At 61.7% G+C, this 19,817-nt stretch carries 20 protein-coding genes; 13 read left to right on the top strand and 7 right to left on the bottom strand.

Features of this window, described 5'->3' with window-relative positions; genetic code table 11:
• Nucleotides 1-149 precede the first annotated feature (149 nt).
• Nucleotides 150-932 (top strand): hypothetical protein, encoded by a 783-nt coding sequence (locus ANT_RS00350; protein WP_013558503.1) that lies wholly within the window; start codon nucleotides 150-152, stop codon nucleotides 930-932.
• A gap of 125 nt (nucleotides 933-1,057) precedes the next feature.
• Nucleotides 1,058-1,759, top strand: coding sequence for a thioredoxin-dependent peroxiredoxin (prxU, locus tag ANT_RS17775; protein ID WP_013558502.1), 702 nt, complete (start codon nucleotides 1,058-1,060; stop codon nucleotides 1,757-1,759).
• Between the two features lie 260 nt (nucleotides 1,760-2,019).
• Here prxU and ANT_RS00335 read toward each other — a convergent pair whose 3' ends face one another.
• Both ANT_RS00335 and ANT_RS00330 read right to left on the bottom strand, forming a co-directional pair.
• Nucleotides 2,020-3,159 (bottom strand): MGDG synthase family glycosyltransferase, encoded by a 1,140-nt coding sequence (locus ANT_RS00335; protein ID WP_013558501.1) that lies wholly within the window; start codon nucleotides 3,157-3,159, stop codon nucleotides 2,020-2,022.
• A complete protein-coding gene (locus ANT_RS00330) occupies nucleotides 3,137-3,358 on the bottom strand; it encodes a DUF951 domain-containing protein (RefSeq protein WP_013558500.1) in 222 nt (73 codons plus the stop codon). The genes ANT_RS00335 and ANT_RS00330 overlap by 23 nt, the downstream gene beginning before the upstream one ends.
• A 41-nt stretch (nucleotides 3,359-3,399) precedes the next feature.
• Here ANT_RS00330 and ANT_RS00325 point away from each other — a divergent pair, with 41 nt between their 5' ends.
• The 9 genes from ANT_RS00325 to rplT all read left to right on the top strand — a co-directional run bounded on the left by ANT_RS00325 (nucleotide 3,400) and on the right by rplT (nucleotide 10,298).
• On the top strand, nucleotides 3,400-4,038 hold the full coding sequence (locus ANT_RS00325; protein ID WP_013558499.1) for a site-2 protease family protein: 639 nt from the start codon (nucleotides 3,400-3,402) through the stop codon (nucleotides 4,036-4,038).
• 75 nt (nucleotides 4,039-4,113) lie between these two features.
• Entirely contained in the window at nucleotides 4,114-5,100 is a 987-nt protein-coding gene (locus ANT_RS00320) for a prephenate dehydrogenase (RefSeq protein WP_013558498.1), read from the top strand.
• Between the two features lie 22 nt (nucleotides 5,101-5,122).
• A complete protein-coding gene (locus tag ANT_RS00315) occupies nucleotides 5,123-5,389 on the top strand; it encodes a GIY-YIG nuclease family protein (RefSeq protein ID WP_013558497.1) in 267 nt (88 codons plus the stop codon).
• Nucleotides 5,390-5,395: 6 nt separating this feature from the next.
• Complete coding sequence (locus ANT_RS00310) at nucleotides 5,396-5,947, top strand: phosphoribosyltransferase family protein (protein ID WP_013558496.1); 552 nt, start codon at nucleotides 5,396-5,398, stop codon at nucleotides 5,945-5,947.
• A gap of 16 nt (nucleotides 5,948-5,963) precedes the next feature.
• Nucleotides 5,964-6,758 carry an endonuclease/exonuclease/phosphatase family protein gene (locus ANT_RS00305; RefSeq protein WP_013558495.1) on the top strand — a complete coding sequence of 265 codons (795 nt, stop codon included), beginning with the start codon at nucleotides 5,964-5,966 and terminating at the stop codon, nucleotides 6,756-6,758.
• Nucleotides 6,755-7,882, top strand: a complete 1,128-nt coding sequence (locus ANT_RS00300) for a glycosyltransferase (protein ID WP_013558494.1) — start codon at nucleotides 6,755-6,757, stop codon at nucleotides 7,880-7,882. The genes ANT_RS00305 and ANT_RS00300 overlap by 4 nt, the downstream gene beginning before the upstream one ends.
• On the top strand, nucleotides 7,876-9,402 hold the full coding sequence (locus ANT_RS00295) for a hypothetical protein (RefSeq protein WP_013558493.1): 1,527 nt from the start codon (nucleotides 7,876-7,878) through the stop codon (nucleotides 9,400-9,402). Before ANT_RS00300 ends, ANT_RS00295 begins: the two co-directional genes overlap by 7 nt.
• A 203-nt stretch (nucleotides 9,403-9,605) precedes the next feature.
• Nucleotides 9,606-9,842, top strand: coding sequence for a large ribosomal subunit protein bL35 (locus ANT_RS00290; RefSeq protein ID WP_013558492.1), 237 nt, complete (start codon nucleotides 9,606-9,608; stop codon nucleotides 9,840-9,842).
• Between the two features lie 105 nt (nucleotides 9,843-9,947).
• Nucleotides 9,948-10,298 (top strand): 50S ribosomal protein L20, encoded by a 351-nt coding sequence (gene rplT / locus ANT_RS00285; protein ID WP_013558491.1) that lies wholly within the window; start codon nucleotides 9,948-9,950, stop codon nucleotides 10,296-10,298.
• 190 nt (nucleotides 10,299-10,488) lie between these two features.
• Here the strand turns inward: rplT and ANT_RS15860 are convergent, their stop codons facing one another.
• Entirely contained in the window at nucleotides 10,489-11,256 is a 768-nt protein-coding gene (locus ANT_RS15860) for a class I SAM-dependent methyltransferase (RefSeq protein ID WP_013558490.1), read from the bottom strand.
• Between the two features lie 244 nt (nucleotides 11,257-11,500).
• Between ANT_RS15860 and ANT_RS00275 the strand changes: the two genes are divergently transcribed.
• Together ANT_RS00275 and ANT_RS00270 are read left to right on the top strand one after the other, a co-directional pair.
• The gene (locus tag ANT_RS00275) at nucleotides 11,501-12,313 is read left to right on the top strand and encodes a ZIP family metal transporter (RefSeq protein ID WP_013558488.1); all 813 of its coding nucleotides are present in this window, start codon (nucleotides 11,501-11,503) and stop codon (nucleotides 12,311-12,313) included.
• Complete coding sequence (locus ANT_RS00270; RefSeq protein WP_013558487.1) at nucleotides 12,310-12,843, top strand: GNAT family N-acetyltransferase; 534 nt, start codon at nucleotides 12,310-12,312, stop codon at nucleotides 12,841-12,843. The genes ANT_RS00275 and ANT_RS00270 overlap by 4 nt, the downstream gene beginning before the upstream one ends.
• 276 nt (nucleotides 12,844-13,119) lie before the next feature.
• Here ANT_RS00270 and ANT_RS00265 read toward each other — a convergent pair whose 3' ends face one another.
• Genes ANT_RS00265 through ANT_RS00250 form a run of 4 tightly spaced genes read right to left on the bottom strand, consistent with a single transcriptional unit; the run spans nucleotide 13,120 to nucleotide 19,762 of the window.
• Nucleotides 13,120-16,611 carry an ATP-binding protein gene (locus ANT_RS00265; protein WP_013558486.1) on the bottom strand — a complete coding sequence of 1,164 codons (3,492 nt, stop codon included), beginning with the start codon at nucleotides 16,609-16,611 and terminating at the stop codon, nucleotides 13,120-13,122.
• Nucleotides 16,608-18,350 (bottom strand): DNA repair protein RecN, encoded by a 1,743-nt coding sequence (gene recN, locus ANT_RS00260; RefSeq protein WP_013558485.1) that lies wholly within the window; start codon nucleotides 18,348-18,350, stop codon nucleotides 16,608-16,610. The genes ANT_RS00265 and recN overlap by 4 nt, the downstream gene beginning before the upstream one ends.
• Nucleotides 18,351-18,356: 6 nt before the next feature.
• On the bottom strand, nucleotides 18,357-18,881 hold the full coding sequence (locus ANT_RS00255; protein ID WP_013558484.1) for a hypothetical protein: 525 nt from the start codon (nucleotides 18,879-18,881) through the stop codon (nucleotides 18,357-18,359).
• On the bottom strand, nucleotides 18,878-19,762 hold the full coding sequence (locus ANT_RS00250; protein WP_013558483.1) for an NAD(+)/NADH kinase: 885 nt from the start codon (nucleotides 19,760-19,762) through the stop codon (nucleotides 18,878-18,880). The genes ANT_RS00255 and ANT_RS00250 overlap by 4 nt, the downstream gene beginning before the upstream one ends.
• Nucleotides 19,763-19,817 lie beyond the last annotated feature (55 nt).

Raw genomic sequence — 19,817 nt, 5'->3', positions numbered from 1 at the left:
GTTATACCAGCGTGGGGAAGAATCGTCAACATCTGAGCCGGATTTTTTTTCAGCAAAAATTCAGGTTATTTACAGGTTCCTTTCAGGAAGGGCAATTATGATGGAAAGCAGGTAAGACAAATCAAGTTAAAGGTACTCAGGAGGTACGCATGTCTCGCAAAATTCTGGTTCTCACCCTCGCTTCAGCAGTTGTGTCCGCCATTTTGCTGTTCGTAGGGACAACGGTGATGGGCTTTTTCAGTCCGGTTTCGGCAGATTCTCTGCCCGCCCTGGTGCTCGGCAAACGGGTAACCAACGATACCGCCCTTCAGGCGCAATCGGGCGCCGATGACACACCCACACCCACCCCCTTCCAGCCCGCGCCCACCGAAACCGCGCTCCCCACGGCAACATTCTCCCCTCAGGAAACGCCTGCCCAGCAACCCACCCCCATTCCTGCCGTTTCGCTGACCATTGCCCAATTGCTGGCGAACCCTGGTGCATATCTCAATCAAATGGTTTCGCTCAGCGGGATGGTCAATGTGATTTCTCGTGAACTCTTCCTGCTCAACGACGGCACTGGTCAGATTGTGGTGGATGTGGAGGAAGACGGCGTGGCGGGCGCTCTGTCCAATGGCATGACCGTGACGGTGGTGGGACGCTTCGACGACTACAGCAAAGGCGGAAGTTACAAAATTGAAGCCTGCACTGTGACCGACTCCAGCGGTAAAGTATGGAGCAATCAATGCCACAACCATGACGAGGATGATGATACTTCACTCACCTCAACCCCCCACGATGATAAAGACGATGATCACAAAAGCACCCTGCAACCTACCCGCACCGATGACCATGACGATGATCACGACCGCAGTGGCAAGAGCACTCCCAAACCCACCCAATCGGACGACGATCATGAGGATGACGGCGATCACAGGAACAAAGACGATTAGCCGCTCAATCCCATTTCGCTTTACCCATCCGCTGGAAAAATTTCCGGCGGATTTTTTCTTCTGAAGCGTGCTACAATGAAAAAAGCAGAGTCATCAGGTTTGGCACCGGGGGAAAAGGAGGGACTATGTCCGAGCCGGAAGGTTGTGTCAAGCCGTCCAGAGGTCCGCTTGTGGAGATGAGCGAACAAACCGAGACGGTAGTAGTTCCAAAGGAGGTACCCATGATTCGCGCACAGGTGGGCAAGCCCGCACCCGATTTCGAGTTGAGCGCTCTGGTGGGGAATGGTTTCAAGAACATTCGTCTTTCGGATTACAAAGGCAAGTGGATTGTCCTCTGCTTTTACCCGGGCGATTTCACCTTTGTCTGACCCACTGAACTGTCGGCAGTTGCCGTCAAATATCCTGAACTGCAAGCCCTGGGAGTGGAAGTGCTCGCCATCAGCACCGACAGCCGTTTCTCCCACAAAATCTGGCAGGAAGAAGAATTGTCCAAAATGGTTGAGGGAGGGGTACCTTTCCCGCTCCTCTCCGATGCCGGCGGACGGGTGGGCAGTATTTACGGTGTGTATGACGAAAATGCCGGGGTGGACATCCGCGGACGCTTCATCATTGACCCCGATTTCGTTATCCGCGCCATGGAGGTGCTCACGCCCGAGGTGGGGCGCAACGTTGCCGAGTTGATTCGGCAGGTGAAAGCCTTCCAGCATGTCGTGGCAACCGGTGAGGTCACGCCTTCGGGTTGGCAGCCCGGCAAACCCACGCTCAAGCCCGGACCCGAACTGGCGGGCAAAGTCTGGAAGGTCTGGAAGCCCGATATGGCGTTCTGATGCTTTGACTCTCTCCGTGCGCCAAACCCTCTTGCCCCGCACCCGGCGGGGCAAGTTTTTTGGCGGGTTGGAAGGGGTGAGGACTTACCGCGAAGGGCGCAACAAAAGGAAGAACTCCCTGCGGGGGTGTAACGACATAAATGGGGGGCACCGCGAAGGCGCGAAGGACGCGAAGAAGGGGAACGTGTGCGCCTCGACAGGCTCGGCGCACGCTGGCGCACCCTGAGCCTGTCGAAGGGTGCGGGAGTACAAATGAGGGGTTACGAAATCCCTGCGTAGCGCGCCAGAATGCGGGCAATCTCGCTGGCGGCGTCCGGGCGGGCAAGTTGACGGCACACCTCAGCCGCGCGGCGCAGTTCCTCGGGATGCTCCAGCCAGCGGCGCAGGGCAGACACCAGTTCTTCAGGGGTGGGCGTCCACAAACCGGCGCCGGTCTCCACCACGTAGGTCACGTTGCCGTCTTCCTGTCCGGGCATTTTGCTGTAGAGCAGAATGGGCAAACCGGAGATGAAGGCTTCGCTGATGGTCCCCGGACCGGCTTTGCTGACCAGAATATCGGCGGCGCGCATGAAGGCGGGCATTTCGGTGACGAAGCCGTACACATGCACGGGGATGTGCCAGCGGCGGCGTTCCAGGCGCATGCGCAGGGCTTGATTGCGCCCGGTGACGATGGCTAACGTCACCGGCAGTTGAGCTTCATCCACCGCCCGCGCCATCTCTTCCAGCGGTCCCATGCCCTCGCCGCCGCCCACCATCAGCGCCACCGGCAGATTCTCGTTCCAACCCAACCGCCGGCGGATGTCTTCGCGGGCTTCGTTCAGACGCTGAAAACGCAGAGCAACCGGCATGCCCACCACGGTCATCTGCTCCGGCGACAGCCCGGCGTTTACCCCGCGGCGGAAGGCTTCTTCGGTCGGCACCACCACGTGCGTTGCCCCGCGCGCGTACCAGGCGGCGTGGGTGGTCACCATATCGGTCACCACCGTCACCAGCGGGATGCCCGTGCCTGCCAGCGCGCGCGCCATGGGGGTATTGATCAACTGATGCACCGAGACATACAGATGGGCGGGGTGCTCCGCCATCAACTGCTGGATGTGGCGGCGCACATAGGGCCAGATGGCGGAGTAAAACACCCGCGTACGGCGCGGTCCATCGGAGATGCGGTAGCCCATGCCCCACAGCGCCGGCATGCGCGAGAGCGGCGGGTAAATTTCCGGCGCCAGATTCATCGGCGGGGGCGCGTACTGCTTGAAAAAGTCCACCATCTCGCAGGCGATGCGCCCTTCATACAGCACATCCAGGGCTTCGATGATGGCTTCGGCGGCACTGCGGTGACCGCCACCGGTATCCGAGAACAAAAAGACGATGCGCCGCGGTTCAGCGGGGAGGGGTGGAATCATGGGATTCTCCAGAGCGGATTTTCTTCATCCGGCGGGAAAGTTCACGACGTGAAAGCAGGATGACCCGCCCGCAGGTCAGACACTCCAGACCGATATCGGCGCCGAGGCGTACCACCTTCCACTCATACCCCCCGCAGGGATGCGGCTTGCGCAGGGTGACGATATCGTTCAATTGAATGTCCGGTAACATGCGCTTCATTATACCCCATGTTATAATCGCTCCATACAGGCGGTGTGTTTATGTTTAATGTAGACCCTATTTCCTTAATCTCCCGTGCCATTACGCTGATTGTGGCGCTCACCCTGCACGAGTACGCCCATGCCCGCACGGCGCAAGCCTTTGGCGACCCCACCCCCGAGATGTACGGGCGGGTGACGCTCAACCCGCTGGCGCATCTTGACCCGCTGGGATCGTTAATGATGATTTTCGTCGGTTTTGGCTGGGCAAAACCCGTGCCCATCAACCCTTACGTACTCAGCCGGCGCTCCACGGCGGCGCCCATGCTGGTGGCGCTGGCGGGACCCTTTTCCAACTTCCTGCTGGCGCTGGCGGCGGCAATTCCTTTCCGCGCGGGCTTGATTCCCGTGAATGAAGCCATAAGCGGGAGCAGTTTTCTGCCGCAGTTCCTCTTGAACTTTATTGTCATCAACCTGCTGTTGATGTTCTTCAACCTCATCCCGCTGGCGCCGCTGGACGGCGATAAAATCATCGAATTCTTCCTGCCGCCCTCGTGGGCGCAGGCGCTGGAGCGCATCCGCCCGATGGGTCCCATGCTTCTCATGGTGATTCTGTTCGTCCTGCCCTGGGTGGGCATTGACGTTTTTGGCACCCTGCTCTACCCGCCCATCGGCAACCTGTTGCGGGCGCTGGTGTATTGATTGTTTTGGGAGAACCTCATCCTGAGCGTTCTCCCCGTGTCTGGCAAGTTTCTGGAAACGGAGGTAGGAGTTCCAATGAGCGTACAGATTACCCTGATCGGGCTGAATCAAATTGGCGCATCCTTTGGGCTGGCTCTGGCAAACGCCGCCGAGCAAATTCACCGCGTGGGACACGACAAAGACCCCGACATGGCGCGCATGGCGCAGAAGATGGGCGCGGTGGATAAACTGGTCTTCACCCTGCCCGCCGCGGTGGAGAACGCCGATGTGGTCATCCTCTCCCTGCCCGCCGATGAACTGCGCTTCACTCTGGAAGCCATTGCCCCGTACCTCAAGCCCGGCTGTACGGTGGTGGATACCTCACCCATCCCGGCAACCTCGACAGTCTGGGCGCAGAAGGTCTTGCCGCGCGAAGACCGCTACTTTGTCACCCTCACCCCAACCGTCTCAGCAAAATACCTGCTGGAGAGCGACCGCGGCACGGCTTCGGCGCAGGCAGACCTGTTCAAAGACACCATGATGATGATTACCGCCCCGGCAGGCACGGATTCCTCGGCGCTGACGCTGGCGGAAAGCCTGGCGGAGATGCTGGGCGCCAAGCCCATCTTCTCCGATGCGGTAGAGGTGAGCGGCTTGCTGGCATCCAGCCACTTACTGCCGGAACTGCTCTCGGCGGCGCTGGTCAACGCCACCGCCGGACAGCCCGGCTGGTCGGATATCCGCAAGATTGCCGGGCAGATGTACGCCCGCATGACCGAACCCGCTTTCTTCTTCGAAGAGAAGGGCAAACTGGGACAGAATCAGATTGTCAGCCACGAGGTGCTGGTGGCAGTGCTGGATCACTTCATCCGCGAACTGGTCGAGATGCGCGACGCCATTGCCCGCCAGGACGGCGAAGCCCTGCACGCCCGCTTTGAGCAAGCCCGCCAGGCACGCCAGTCCTGGTGGAGTCAGCGCCTTAAGAATCAGTATCCCGAAGCCAGCGAGCAAAAATCGCCCGGCATGCCGCGCTTTGGCGAATCCATTGGACGCCTGCTGGGCATCCGTCCCAAACGCGATTAATCCTTCCCGGGGAGCGTTGGCGGTGAGCGCCTGCTACTGCTATCTGCTGGAATGCGCTGATGGCACCTACTACACCGGCTGGACGACCGACCCGCAGAGGCGCGCCCGCCAGCACAACGCTGGGCGCGGCGCGCGCTACACCCGCACCCGTCTGCCTGTGCGCCTGGCGTATATCGAGCCTCAACCCGACCGCGCCACTGCCATGCGCCGCGAACGCCAGATCAAACGCCTTTCCCATGCTCAAAAACAGGCGCTGTGCGCCTCATTTGTGAATCTTTCAGAGGAGTGAACTGCCATGACTCAACGCGAGACCTATCCCATTGATATTGCCGGCGTGCACCGCGAACTGCCTTTGTTCGAAATCAAGCCCGGACTGCGCATTGCCATCCTCAACATCCTGGGCGATACCGAACTGGTGACTGCCTGCGCCCGCGCCCTGGCGGAAAAACTGACCGCCGTGGAGTACGATGTACTGGTCACCGCCGAAGCCAAGAGCATCCCGCTGGCGCATGCCCTCTCGGTGGAAACCGGCAAGCCCTATGTGATTCTGCGCAAATCCTACAAACCCTACATGGGCGACGCTTTGCGCGCCGAGACCCTCTCCATCACTACCGGTCAACCGCAGACCCTCTACCTGGACGAAAAAGACCGCGAGATGATGAAGGGCAAGAAGGTCATCATCGTGGACGACGTCATCAGCACCGGCTCCACCCTGCAGGGGATGCGCATGTTACTGCAGAAAGCCGGCGCCGAGGTGGTGGCAGAAGCCGCCATCCTCACCGAGGGCGAACGCGCCAAGTGGTCGCAGATTATTGCGCTGGGGCATCTGCCCGTCTTCACCGACTGACCCACCGCGCCGATCCATGGAGCATCCGCTTACCCTGGTCACCTTCAACCTGCGCACTGCCGAGGCGCAGGACGGCGAGTTTTCCTGGGCGCGCCGCCGCGATATGGTTGTGGAATGCCTGCGTGACCTGGATGCCGACTTAATCGGCTTGCAGGAAGTCCACGATGACTCTCAGGCGCGCGATGTGCGCTCTGCCTTTCCCGAATACGAGTGGATTGGGGTACGCCGCGGCGGCAACGGCGCCGCACCGCTGGAGATGAACGTGGCGCTGGTGCGCCGCGGGGCGTTTGAGGTGCTGGAACAGCAGTTCTTCTGGCTCAGCCGCACGCCGGAGGTGCCTGGCAGTATTTCATGGGGCAGTGCCTACGTGTGCACAGCGATTTTCCTGCGCCTGCGCAGTTGCCGCAACGGCGCGGAAGCGGCATGGTTCAACACCCACCTGGATTACCTGCCGCAGGCGCGCCTGGAAGGGGCAAAACTGTTGCGGCGGCGCATCGAAGCCCTGCCGCCAGACTGCAACGTGCTGGTGACGGGCGACTTCAACGCCGGCAAGCGTTCCTGCGTGTACCGCACCCTGCTCGGCGAAGGCGCATCCTGCCACCGCTTGCGGGATGCCTACCGCGCCGTGCATACCGACGGCAGGGGAGAAGGCACATTCCACGCTTTTGGCATGCTTCCCCGCCCGCAAGCCATTGACTGGGTGCTGGTATCCAAAGATTTGCCTGTCGAAGATGCCGGAGTTGCCTGTGTCAGCGTGGGCGGGGTGTACCCATCGGATCATTATCCCGTGTGGGCAAAGGTGCGCCTGTGAAGATTGCCTGTATTGCCACCGCTCAGGTGCCGTCCATCACCGCCAACAGCATCCAGGTGATGAAGGTGTGCCACGCCCTGGCGCGCAACGGTCACGAGATCACCCTGTACGTGCCGGGCAGACAGGCGACGGAGTGGGAGCATCTTGCCGACCTGTACGGCATCACGCAGAAATTCTCCATCCGCTGGGTGCCTGCCCTGCCGTTGTGGAAGCGCAACGATTTTGCCCTGCAGGCGGTGCGCCTTGCCCGCCGCGAACGCGCCGAATTGATCTATACCTGGGCAATCCAGTCGGCGGCGCTGGCGCTGATGCTGGGCATGCCCGCCGTGTACGAAGCCCACGACCTGCCCACCGGCAGACTCGGTCCGCTGTGGATGCAGGCTTTTTTGCGCCTGCCGGGGCGCAAGCGCCTGGTGTGCATCACCCGCGCCCTGCGGCGCGCGCTGGAAGCCCGCCTGCGGGTGCATCTGCCGGAGCATCAGGTGGTAATTGCACCCAACGGCGTGGACCTGGAGCGCTACCGCCATCTGCCCGACCCGCCCACGGCGCGGGCGCAGGTGGGGATGGCGCAAAGCCTCACTGTGGGGTGCAGTGGTCACCTCTATGCCGGGCGCGGCGGCGATCTGTTCCTGGCGCTGGCACAACGCTTCCCGCATGCGCAGTTCCTCTGGGCAGGCGGACGGGACGAGGACGTGCAGACCTACCGTCAGCGGGCGCAGGAACAGGCGCTGGAGAACGTCACCTTTACCGGTTTCATCCCGCAGACGCGCCTGCCGCTGGTTCAGGCGGCGGCAGATGTTCTGCTGATGCCCTACGGCAGGAGCATTGCCGGTTCCAGCGGGGGCAACTCGGCGGAGATTTGCAGTCCGATGAAGTTATTTGATTACCTGGCAGTGGGTCGCGCTATCCTCTCCAGCGATTTGCCGGTCATCCGCGAGGTGCTGGACGAGGACACAGCGCGCTTTGCGCCGCCCGAAGACGTGGAGGGCTGGGCGGCGGCGCTGGCTCCCCTGCTGGCGGATGAAACCCTGCGCCAGCGTCTGGCGGAGCAGGCGCGGAAACGGGCAGAGCAGTATGACTGGCAGGAACGTCAACAGCGCATCCTGGGAGGCGGGGCATGGTGAAATCATGGCAGAAAATTCTGGCGCTCATTCTCGGCTCGGCAGTGCTTGCCGCGCTGACGGCATGGCTCAGCCCGGGAGCATTCTGGCGCGGCTTTGGCGCGTCCTTCCTGCTCATCGGCGGGAGCGCACTGGCGCTGTTCGGGCTGTGGCGCGGCATGGGCGGCGGGAAACACCTGGCGCTGTGGATGACGCTGGCGTTCGTTCTGCGCCTGGGGCTGGGCTTGTTCTTCAGCCTGGCTTACCCGCTGTGGGGCTACGATGAGCCGGAGTACAACGCCGGTTACGTCTTCCGCGATGCCTATCACCGCGACCGCGAAGCCTACGCGGTGGCACTTTCGGGCGAGCGTCTGCTCTTCAATCCCAACCTGGAATTGGGCTCGGATCAGTACGGCGGGCTGGGGATGCTCAGCGCGCTGGTGTACCGCACACTGAGCACCGATGCCCACCGCCCGGCGCTGGTGCTGATTCTGGGCGCATTCTTCTTTGCCCTGGGCGTGCCTTTCCTGTACCGCGCGGCGCAGGCGCGCCTTACCGAGCGGGCGGCGCAGATTGCTGTTTGGATTTACCTGCTCTACCCTGACGGCTTGTTCTTCACCGCCTCGCAGATGCGCGAACCCTTCATGCTGGGCTTGCTGTGTGTGGGGCTGTGGGCGGTCATCCTCTGGCGCGAGCATCCGCGCGCCGCACTGACGGCGGGAGCGCTGGCAGTAGCAGGCATGCTCTTCATCTCCACGCGCTCGGCGGTGTTCGTGGTGGGGATTCTTGTCCTGCTGGCATGGCTGGAGTTCACCGCGCGCCACCCGGGCAGGGGCTGGAAGGCGCTGGGCTGGCTGGGCATTTTGCTGGCGGGCGGGGTCGCCTTTGCGCTGACGTGGGGCTGGTTCCGCGAAGCCGCCGTGTACGACCGCGTGCTGACGCTGAAAGCCTCGGGGCGGCTGGCGGCGTTCATTGCCGATGTGGGCGACCGCTACATCCTGCCGACGATTGTGGGCTACGGGCTGGCTCAGCCGGTCTTCCCTGCCGCGCTGGTCGAGCCTGCCATTCCGCTGGCAAAGGTGGTCATCCTTCTGCGCTCGGCGGGCTGGTACGCGCTGGCACCTTTGCTGGTGTATGCCCTGTGGGCGGGCTGGCGGGCAACCAGCGAGGACGACCAGCGCCTGATTCTGTGGGCGGCAGGGGCGTTCTGGGCGTGGGCGCTCATCTCTGCCCTGCGCGGCGGCGGCGATATGACCGACAATCCGCGCTACCGCATGCTCCTGCTCCCGCTGGGAGGGCTGGCGGTGGGCTGGGCGCTGGAGTTTGCCCGCCGCACGGCAGACCGCTGGCTGGGGCGCATCCTGGCGGTTGAGGGCATTTTCCTGGCGGTGTTCCTGCAGTGGTACCTCAGCCGTTACCTGCACTGGGGCGGACGCCTCTCCCTGCCTGCCATGGGCGCATTGATCGCCGGGCTAAGCGCGCTGGTGCTGGTGGGCGGCTGGGTTTACGACCGCCTGCGTCCGCCGCGACCGAGCAGTCGTTAGGTTTGCCCTCAGAAGAAAATTTCTGAAAATCCAGCATAATGATCGAAATACGCCATTTCAACGTTGTGTAATCAACTCGTGAAAACACTTTTCATCTACGGAATCTCTCCCCATGGGAGCGATTCCGTAGTATAATCCGCCCTCGCGCGAGCAAACGTGTGACTTTTTATTTAAGCAAGATTTAGAAAAGAAGGAGTTTCGCTGTGCCACGCAAAGTTAAACCCGGAAAATTTAAGTTGAAGACCCACAAGGCGACCAGCAAACGCTTTCGCCTGACCGGGTCGGGTGTGCTGGTGCGCACCAAGGGCGGCAAGAGCCACCTGCGCCGCCGCACCTCCAAGCGCACCAAAGCCCTGTTCACGGAAATGCTGCCTGTCCAGGGTGAGGGCATCATCAAGCGCGTTGAGCGTCTGGCTCCCTACCTGAAGAAGCAGGATTAATCGCCGTCAGGGCAGTTCGTCTAATTTCGGTTTTTTGGAGCGGCTGTCGGGTGTTCGCAACAGGTTGAAAAGACCGGCGCCCGGGGGTTCGCAAAGGAGTAAGACATGGCACGTGTAAAAGGTGGTCCGAAAGGACATCTGCGACACAAGAAAATTTTGAAAATGACGGAAGGCTACTTTGGCACGCGGCATCGTTTGTTCCGCCGCGCCAATGAGGCAATGCTGAAGAGTCTGTGGTATGCCACGCGGGATCGCCGCGTGCGCAAGCGCGACATGCGCAAACTGTGGATTGCCCGTATCAACGCGGCGGCGCGTCTGAACGGCTTGACCTACAGCCAGTTCATCCACGCTCTGAAGCAGGCTGGGATTGCCCTGAACCGCAAAGTGCTCGCCAATCTGGCGGTGCGCGATCCTAAAGCCTTTGCCGCAGTGGTCGAAAAAGCCAAAGCCGCCTGAGTCGTCCGAATCAGGCAGCGAAATCTCCAGAGGGCTGTTCTCCAGAACAGCCCTTTTTGTTTGCGCAGGCTCGCCATCCGGGGGCTTGGGGTACAGCAAGCACACGCTCGGCGTTCGTCAAGCCAATGTCTGAGCGCGCCAAAGGCATCAAAGCGCCCCCCTTAGCGTCCTTCGCGTCTTACCAGAACCTTCAGGCTTTGTGCGCCACCACAATGCTGTTACCGCTGGTATGAACATCAAACGGCACACCCCCCGCCTCCATGCTCCCGTACGTCTCCAGCGCCTCAAAACCGGCTTCCCGCAACATCTCCATCACTTCTGCCATGCGCAGAGGACGCAGGAACGTGGAAGTCACCCGCTGAGTCCAGCCCATCCGCTCGCGGGTTAACCTCACCATGTTGAAGCGAATCAGCCCCTCGGGCAGAAAATCATAAAAACGCAGGTACAGCCAGGTTTTTCTGCCCTTGCGGAATACCTGCGGCTCCATCCAGCGCTCGCCGCGCGCCAGCACGGCATCGAAATTGCGGTTTTGCAGGATGAGCGTCCCGCCGGGGCGCAGGCAGGCGGCAAAATCTGCCAGCGCCCGGGCAAGGTCCTGCGGCGTGAGCAGGTGCGGCAGGGAATTGCCCAGACAAATCAAGCCGTCAAAGGGCAGGGATGCGGCAAAAGCCCGCGCCAGATCTCCAAAGCCTGCCACCTCAAAGGGCAAAGTCACCCCGGCGGCTTGGGCATTGCGGCGGGCAACGGCAATCATCTGCGGGCTGAGGTCTGCCCCAGCCGTCTGAAAACCCTGCTGTGCCAGGGCGATGGCATGCCAGCCGGTGGCGCAAGCCGCATCCAGCACCCTGCCATGCGGCAGATGCCGAAGAAGAAAAGGCAGTTCCACCTTCAAGCGCTGTTCCCAGTTGACAAAGCGGTCATAGTCCTCGCTCAGGTCGTCATACAGGCTGTTGTTCATGCTCCAATTGTACCCCGCCGACGGGAAAAACCTCTTTGCGCTGGCGCAAAATATGGGGGAAAAGCACGGTTCTCCCCGGCAAGAACCTTCCCGAACAGCCTCTCTGCCTGCTTCCCGCTTCGTTCTGAAAGAAAGCCCCTCAAAAATCGTGTAAAATTTACCTTAATGATGACGATTGCCCTCTCCTGGAGGGATTGCCCCAGGAAAAGATTAACCATTTCCAGAAAGTGAGGATGACAATGCGATGATGGAATGGTTTGCGCAACAAGCACCCGTACTTCAAGCCCTGATGGGCACGCTCTTCACCTGGGGCGTGACTGCCCTGGGTTCCGCCATGGTGTTTTTCTTCAAGAGCATTAACCGGCGGGTACTGGATACCATGCTGGGTTTTGCCGCCGGGGTGATGATTGCCGCCAGTTTCTGGTCTTTGCTGGCGCCTGCCATTGACCTGGCGCAGGAAAATGGTCAGCCGGGCTGGCTTCCGGCAGTAGCAGGCTTTCTGGCAGGCGGGGCTTTCCTCTGGCTGGTCGATCGCATCCTGCCGCATTTGCATTTGGGATTGCCGCTGGAAGAAGCCGAGGGCATCAAGACCTCCTGGCAGAGAAGCATCCTGCTGGTGCTGGCGATTACCCTGCACAACTTTCCCGAAGGGCTAGCGGTGGGTGTAGCCTTTGGCGCAGTAGCGGCGGGCATCCCCTCGGCAACGCTGGCGGGGGCGCTGGCGCTGGCGCTGGGCATTGGCTTGCAGAACTTCCCCGAAGGTGCGGCAGTCTCGGTGCCGCTGAGGCGGGAAGGCTTCTCGCGGTTCAAAGCCTTTCTGTACGGGCAGGCTTCGGGTCTGGTGGAACCTGTTGCCGGGGTGCTGGGGGCGGTGGCTGTTCTGCTGATGCGCCCGCTGTTGCCCTACGCACTGGCATTTGCCGCCGGAGCGATGATTTACGTGGTGGTCGAGGAACTCATCCCCGAGGCACAGCAGGAAAAGGACACTCACGCAGCAACCTTCGGCGCCATGCTGGGCTTTGCGGTGATGATGTTCCTGGACGTGTCGCTGGGATGACCTCGATCTGGATTCGCCCGGCGGTACCGGAAGATGCCCCTGCGCTGGCACAGGTGCACGTGGAAACCTGGCGCGCCGCCTACCGCGGCATTGTGGACGATGAGTTCCTGAACAGTTTAGACGTGGCTCACCGGGAAGAACGCTGGCGTCAGTACCTGACCAGCGGCGAATCGGCTACATTTGTGGCGACGACCGATCGTGGACAGGTGGTGGGGTTTGTGAACGCCGGCGCCGAGCGGGAAGGGCTGAAGCCAAACATGGGCGAGGTGTATGCCATTTACCTTTTGCCTGCCTATCACCGGCAGGGCATTGGCATGCGTCTGATGCGCCGCGCCGCCCGCTGGCTGAAATCGCAGGGCATGCGCGCCTGTCTGGTCTGGGTGCTGGCAGAAAATCTCCCCGCGCGCCGGTTTTACGAGGCGTTGGGGGGCGTGCTCTCCCGCGAGCAGAACATCACCATCGGCAGGCAGATTCTGCGCGAGGTGGCATACGTATGGGAAGCCATAGAGGATTTGCTGGCGGAAGATTGAGGCGCGTGCACTCAGTCTTCGTCGAGCCCGCCGGGACGCTCTCCTCTTTTCTTCCCCTCCATGTCGTTGCGAGCGCGAAACAGCCTCTCCCATGGCTGGCAGGGGTATCCCCCTTGCAAGTTAAATAGAAGACCGCCCGAGTCTGTTCCCTTCTCGAACGGTCTTCCACTGCAAGTCCCCTAACCTTGCAAGCGGTGGCATGAGTTTAATCTGCTTTCATCTTAAGGCACCGGCGTTGACAAAGCGTTGACAAAAAACGTTTTCATAAGTTCTTTTTCATTGTAAAAACGTTGCAATCCACCCTTGCAGGCGTCCGGCGTAGTCTTCCAGGGGGGTATGGCGGGCATTTACCACCAGGCGGTTAAGGCGCTCATGCAATTGGGCTTCAAAAAGCGCCGTATCTTCCCCCATGCGCCGCGCCGTGTGGATAAGCACCACCAGCGCGTAAATCTCCATGAACAGCACGTCATGCTCACCGGCACGGCTGGCCAGCGCCATGGCTTTCATGCGCGCTTCCAGCAGACGGTTCTGCTTCAACGCCACCACACACATTGCCAGGTGGGCAAAGGTAAAAGTGAGCAAATCCAGGAGATGCCCCTCTGCCGAGAGGCGCTCGGTGAGCGTGCTGGATTCTTCGCACCTGCCCAGCAATGCCAGCGCCAGCGCGCGGGCGGCATCGGCAAGGCGCACAACCAGCCCCATTCCTCCCGCCTGCGCTGTCTGGCTGATGTCTTCGAGCAGGCTCAAACCAGCCTCACCCTGCCCTGCCAGTACGCGCCCCAGTCCCAGGCGCACTACGGCTTCCGCGCGGTAGATATCCCCTACAGGAAGGAGAAGCACCTGCTCGTACACCCGGTTGGATTCCTCGATGGCGCCCAACAACTGCAGCGTATCGCCCCACACCCGTTGCGTCCAGGCTTCGATGGTATGCACCTGGGCTTCGCGGGTCTCGCGCTTCATCTGCTCGAGGAATGTCCACAGGGCAGATAGATTACCCTTTGCCAGCATCACCATGGCAAAGATGGAATGGACCACTGCCAGGATGCGGTGGTTATCCATGTGACGCAGCATGGCTTGCGCCATTTCCGCCTGCCGCAGGGCAAGGTCGTAGCGTCCCAGGTAAACATTCGCCAGCGCCAGCGCGGGCAAAATGCGCGCCCCGGCGCTGTGACTTACCGCACGCCGGGCTTCTTCCAGGGCTTGCTCACCCACCTGCAGGGCTTCTTCCAGGCGTCCGGCGGAAATCAGCGCCTGAGCGTAGCGCGACCCCAGGTTGGCGTGCAGTTCCAGCAAACGGCGGTCAGATTCTCCCCGCCAGCGCACCCAGGCTTTGCCAAATACCCGCAGGGCATCCTTCACCTCTCCACGCACCACCGAAGCAATGCCCCCTTGATGAAAGGCATAGCGCAGCCACAGGGCATCGTCGTTCACCGTTTCCAGATAGGGCACGGCAGATGCCAGGTATTCCTGCATCTCTTCGGCACGGTTTTGCAATTCGGCAGCCAGGGCTTTCTCCAGCAGGGCGCTCGCCAGCAAGCGGGCGTTCTGACGCAGGTAGCCCTGCGAGAGCAGGCGCTCAGCCGCCCGCTGGCTCTCCCAGAATTGATGCAGGTCGAACGCCATGGCGCACCATTCTTCGTACAGGGTCAGCACCAGGTCATCGGGGGCGCCCATGCCCAACTGTTCCAGCATGCGTTCAGCGTGCTGGAACGCCTGCCGCGCCTGTTGCACCGCATACACCCGCCGGTGATAGCGCGCTGCTTCCACCCAGTACTCCAGCGCCGGCAGATTCTCCCCTGCCTGCTCCAGATGGTCGGCAATTCGTCCCGCCAGCGCGCGCGGCTGATTGCCCGCCTGCTCTTTCAGCATTTGCGCCGCCCGGCGGTGCAGAAGACGCCGGTAAGGGTCGCTGAGGTTGAGCAACGTCACCGTGTGCACCATTTCATGCTGAAAGCGGTAGGACGAGCCTTCGGCATGGGTCAGCAACTGCGCACGGAGTAATTCTTCCACCCCCTGCACCGCCTGCTCTTCCGGCAGCGAGAGGATGCGTAACAGGTGTGGCAGAGCAAACTCGCTTCCCAGCACTGCCGCCCCTTCCAGCACCTGCCGCGCCTGCGGGGTGAGTTGCTCCAGACGGCGGCGGATTAACGCGTGCAACCGGCGCGAGAGCGTGTTGCCGGCGCCGGTCACCAGGGCGCTCGGCGACCCATCCTGCACCATGGCGCGCAGAAGTTCCTGCAGAAGCAGGGGGTTGCCGCCACTCTCGCGGTGCAGGCGATCCACCAGTTCGGGTTTGGGCTCCACATTGCCCAATTTCTGTAACAGCCAGCGCACTTCCTGGCGTGTCAGCCCGCGCAGTTCGATCAGGGTAGTTTGAGTAAGCGGTACATCCCGCAGGATGCGCGACAGGGTGGGCGAGGCAGGGTTGGGAATGGTGCTGAGCACCAGCAGGGCGTTCTCGTCAAAGAAATTCTGGTGAATCAGGTACTCCAGGGCTTCCAGCGAGGACTCGTCGCACCAGTGCACATTGTCGAACCACAGCGCCAGGGGCGTTTCCTGCTTGACCACGTTGAGGATGCGCTCCAGCCCCTCAAATGCCATGGTGGGCAGGAAAGCCGTCTCACTGCTGGGTGGCGGCAGGTCGGGGAAAGCCTCGCGCAGTTCGCCCAGCAGAAGGCTGAAGAACCCCAGCCAGTTTTTCGAGAGCGCCTGCCAGTGCTGGGGTAAGACCCCCTTGCGCAGTATCTGCACCCAGGAATGGTAGGGCAAGGTGCGATCCTGAGGCGAAGCGGTGACCGAGAGCAGTCGGCGCATCGCGGGCGCCTGAGACAAACACTGGTACACCAGGCGCGTCTTGCCCGCGCCTTCCTCGCCGATAATCAGCACCACCCCGCCGCGGAAGCAAGCCCGATGCAGGGCATCCAGTGCCTCTTTGCGCCCCACCCACGGCAGGGGCGAAGGGGGCTCCCCCCTGCTGACAGACGCAGAGGTGCGCTCCAAAGATACACGCAGGCGCCCCCGCCAAGCTTCTATCCAGGACGGCAAAGGCTGTTCTTCGGCGGTGAAACGGCGCGTCATTTCCTCCAGATGCGATTGCGCCTGACTGAACCATCCGCGCCGTTCCAGCAGTTCCAGCAGGGCATGGTTCAGCCCCTCATCCAGCGGGGCGAATTCCAGCCCGCGATTCAGCCACTCGATGGCTTGCTCCACGTTGCCCTGCGCGGTTTCGTGCGCCGCCATGCGCTCCAGCAGGCGGGTTTGCATCCCCAGCAGAAAATCGCCGTGCGAAAGCCGCCACCATTCCAGGTCAGGCGAATCCGGCAGGCGCACATCGGCGAGGAAGCACTTGCCCGACCACAGGGTGACGGTGCGGCGCAGTTGCGTGGCAAGCAGTTCGGGCAACGGCGTCATCAGCGGAATGGATGCCAGCGTCGTCAGCAGGGTGCGGGCGTTGTTTTCAAACTCCAGCGCATCACAAAAGAAGTACTGGGGATGAAGAAAGACCTCTTCGCCGGGGGTTTGAATCAGGTCGCGGATAGGGAAGATGCTCTTCAGGCGCGCCAACGACTCGCGCAGGCGCTTGCGGGCGGTTTCTTCGGGATAATCGCCCCAGAAGAGCAAAGTCAATCGCGTGCGGGAGACGGGTTCCCGCTGGCAGGCAAGGAAGTACAGCAGGGTGCGCACCTCACGGCGCGGAATCTCCAGCGGCTGGCTTTCAAAGTACACCGCTGGCGTTCCCAGAAGGTGGATGCGCGCGGGTCGATTCATGGCTTCACGGCAAGTTCCTGCATACGTTGTTGTGCCGCAAGGCGGGTTTCGCGGGCTGCCGCCAGGTTGGCGGGGTTCAGCCCGCCCAGCATCACCGCCAGTTCGTTCAGGCGGTTCTCTTCATCCAGCGGTTGAACCTGCGTGGTGGTGCGCCCCCCATGCACCTGCTTGCGCACGCTGAAGTGCAAATCGCCGTAAGCCGCCAACTGCGGCAGGTGGGTCACGCACAGCACCTCATGGCGGCGTCCCAACTGCCACAATTTCTCGCCCACCACCGCGCCCACGCGCCCGCCGATGCCCTGATCAATCTCGTCGAAAATCAGCGTGGGCACGTAATCGGCTTGCGCCAGCACGTTCTTCAGCGCCAGCATCAGGCGCGAAGTCTCGCCCCCCGAGGCAATCTTGACCAGCGGCTTCAGCCCTTCACCGGGGTTGGGAGCAATGAGAAACTCCACCCGGTCAAAGCCCAGCGCGTCAAACGCCACGCGCGAGCCGTCAGGCAGGCTCAGCCCTGCGGGATCGGGCTCGGTGCGAAAATCCACCGCAAAGCGCGCGCCGTTCATGCTCAGGTCGCTCAATTCGCGCTCCACGGCGCTTTCCAGACGCCGCGCGGCTTCTCTGCGCCGCTCCGAAAGGGTGCGGGCGCGCTCGGAGAGTTCCTGCAGGGCGCTGGCTTCTTCCTCTTCCAATTCGGCAATCCGCTCGGTGGCATGAGCAATGGTTTCCAGTTCGGCGCGGGCTTTTTCGGCAAACGCCAGCGCCGATTCGATACTGCCGTTGTACTTGCGCTGGATTTTGTGAATCAAATCCAGGCGCTCTTCCACCTGCGCCAGGCGGCGCGGATTAAACTCAATACCATCCAGGTAGGTTTGCAGGGAACGGCTCAGGTCGCTGGCAAGTTCTGCCAGCGTTTCTGCCTGCTCCAGCAGGTCGCTCTGCGAGGCATCCATGCGCACCATGCCGTGCAGTAACTGCACCAACTGCCCTGCCAGGTCGCTCAGCGCGGGGGTATCGGGCGCGCCTTCGTCCAGCAGGGTCAGGCTTTGTTGCGCCAGCGCCGCCAGGTTCTCGGCGTTTGCCAGGCGGTCGCGCTCTTTGCGCAGTTCTTCGTCCTCGCCCACCCGCAGGCGCGCCGATTCGATTTCCTGCAGTTGGTAGGTCAGCAGGTCGGTGCGGCGTTCGGCATCGGCTTCCATCTGGCGCAGTTTGTCCAGTTCGCGGCGCATGCCCTGCAGGCGCTGATAGGCTTTGCGGTAGTCGTCCAGCGCATCCTGCAGACCGGCAAAGCGATCCAGCAGATGGATGTGCTCTTTGACGTTCAGCAGGGAGAGATGCTCGGATTGCCCGTGAATATCCACCAGGTAACTGCCCAGTTCGCGCATCAACCCGGCGCTGACGGCGCGCCCGTTCACCCGCGCCACACTGCGCCCTTCGCGGCGGATTTCCCGCGCCAGCAAGAGCGTCTCGGGGTCATCCAGCAGGTCTTCGCGCTCCAGAATCTCATGCACCGCCGGACGGATTTCTTCGGGCAGGCTGAAGGTGGCTTCCACCAGCGCGCGCTCGGCGCCGGCGCGAATCATGGCAGGTTCGACCTTACCGCCGATGACTGCGGCAATGGCGTCCAGAATGATGGACTTGCCCGCGCCCGTCTCGCCGGTGAAGGCAATCAACCCGGGACGAAAGGTCAGGGTCAGGTGATCAATGATGGCAAAATTCTCAATGCGCAGTTCGCTCAGCATGTCCACTCACACCTGAATCCCGCTCAAGCGGTAATAGGTACTGCTGGTGACCAGCACCATGTACAGCCCGCTCCACACCAGCGAAAGGATGCCGCCCACGCCGCCGCCCATCAGCAGGCTGACCAGCATGACGATGAAGATGGGCAGTCCGCCCAGCGCCGCCGCCACCGCCGTCACCCGGAAGAGCAGGCGCGAGCGCCGTTTGCGCACCGCCCAGCGCACCGCCTCGGCAATGAAGAAGCCCGCCACCGGCGCAATGAAGATGGTGAAGAAGCCCATGAACTGCGCCACCCACGAACCCAGCAAACTGATGACTCCGGCGATGAAGAACGCCAGCGGATAATCCCACCACTGGGTGGTTTCATAGACTTTTTGCTGTCCGCGGATGCACTCGGGACAGCGGTAACCCGTAGGGGTCAGCACGGCGCAGGAAGTGCAGATGTAGCGCTCACAGCGCGAACAGCGCAAAAGGGTTTCACGGTCGGGGTGGCGGTAGCAAACCGGTTGGGGAACACTCGGCATTTCACTCATGAACGGGCTCCAGTAGAGGGGTTTTGCTCCATATAGGCGGTGATGTTGCGGTAAAAGTAACCGGGGTCTTCAAAGCGCACGAAATGGACGGTCAAATCGGAAGACTGCACACTCACCTGGTCGCCGTTTTCCAGCGGCAGAGGGGAGTGCCCATCCACGCTGACCACCGCCTCGTGTTCAGCGTCGGTCTGAACGCGCAGTTCCACACAGGCGCCTTGCGAGAGAATGATGGCGCGGTCCATGGAAAGGTGCGGAGCAACGGGAATGAGCAGGATGTTGCGCAGTTCCGGCGGCATGATGGGACCGCCCGCCGCCAGTGCGTAGGCAGTACTGCCGGTGGGGGTGGCGGCAATGACGCCGTCGGCAACGTAGGTGGTCAGGGTGTAGCCGTCCACGCAGGCCTGCACGCGGATAGGGCGCACAAAGCGCCCGCGGCACACCACCACTTCGTTCAGCACCAGCCAACTGCCCAGCGAGGTCTCTCCGCGCCAGAGTTCGGCTTTGAGCATCATGCGCTCTTCCAGGCGGTACCTGCCCTGAAGAAGCAGGTCCATACCCTGTTGCCATTCCTCTTTGCGGATTTCGGTGAGAAAGCCCACCCTGCCCATGTTGATTCCCAGCACCGGGATTCCCAGCGGGGCGCAGAGATGCCCGGCGCGCAGCATGGTGCCGTCGCCGCCCAGGGCAATCAGCAGGTCAAAGTCTTTCGCCTGCAGGCGCTCCAGCAGGTCTTTATCCAGAAAACTACCGCCCGCCACCTGGGGGACACCGGCGTCCTTCAGGTATGTCATGAGCGGCTCGACCTGTTCCAGCGCGCCGGGGGTGGCGGGGTATGCCAGAATCAGGATGCGTTGCGGCACGGGGTGAGAATGGCTGTCCATACTGGTACTATTATATTGTACCGAAGGCAGGGGAGCAAACCCATTTCACCGAAGT

Source organism: Anaerolinea thermophila UNI-1 (assembly GCF_000199675.1).
Classification (GTDB): domain Bacteria; phylum Chloroflexota; class Anaerolineae; order Anaerolineales; family Anaerolineaceae; genus Anaerolinea; species Anaerolinea thermophila.
The sequence above is the reverse complement of the archived record's forward strand: the minus strand, read 5'-3'. Positions and strand labels throughout refer to the sequence as shown.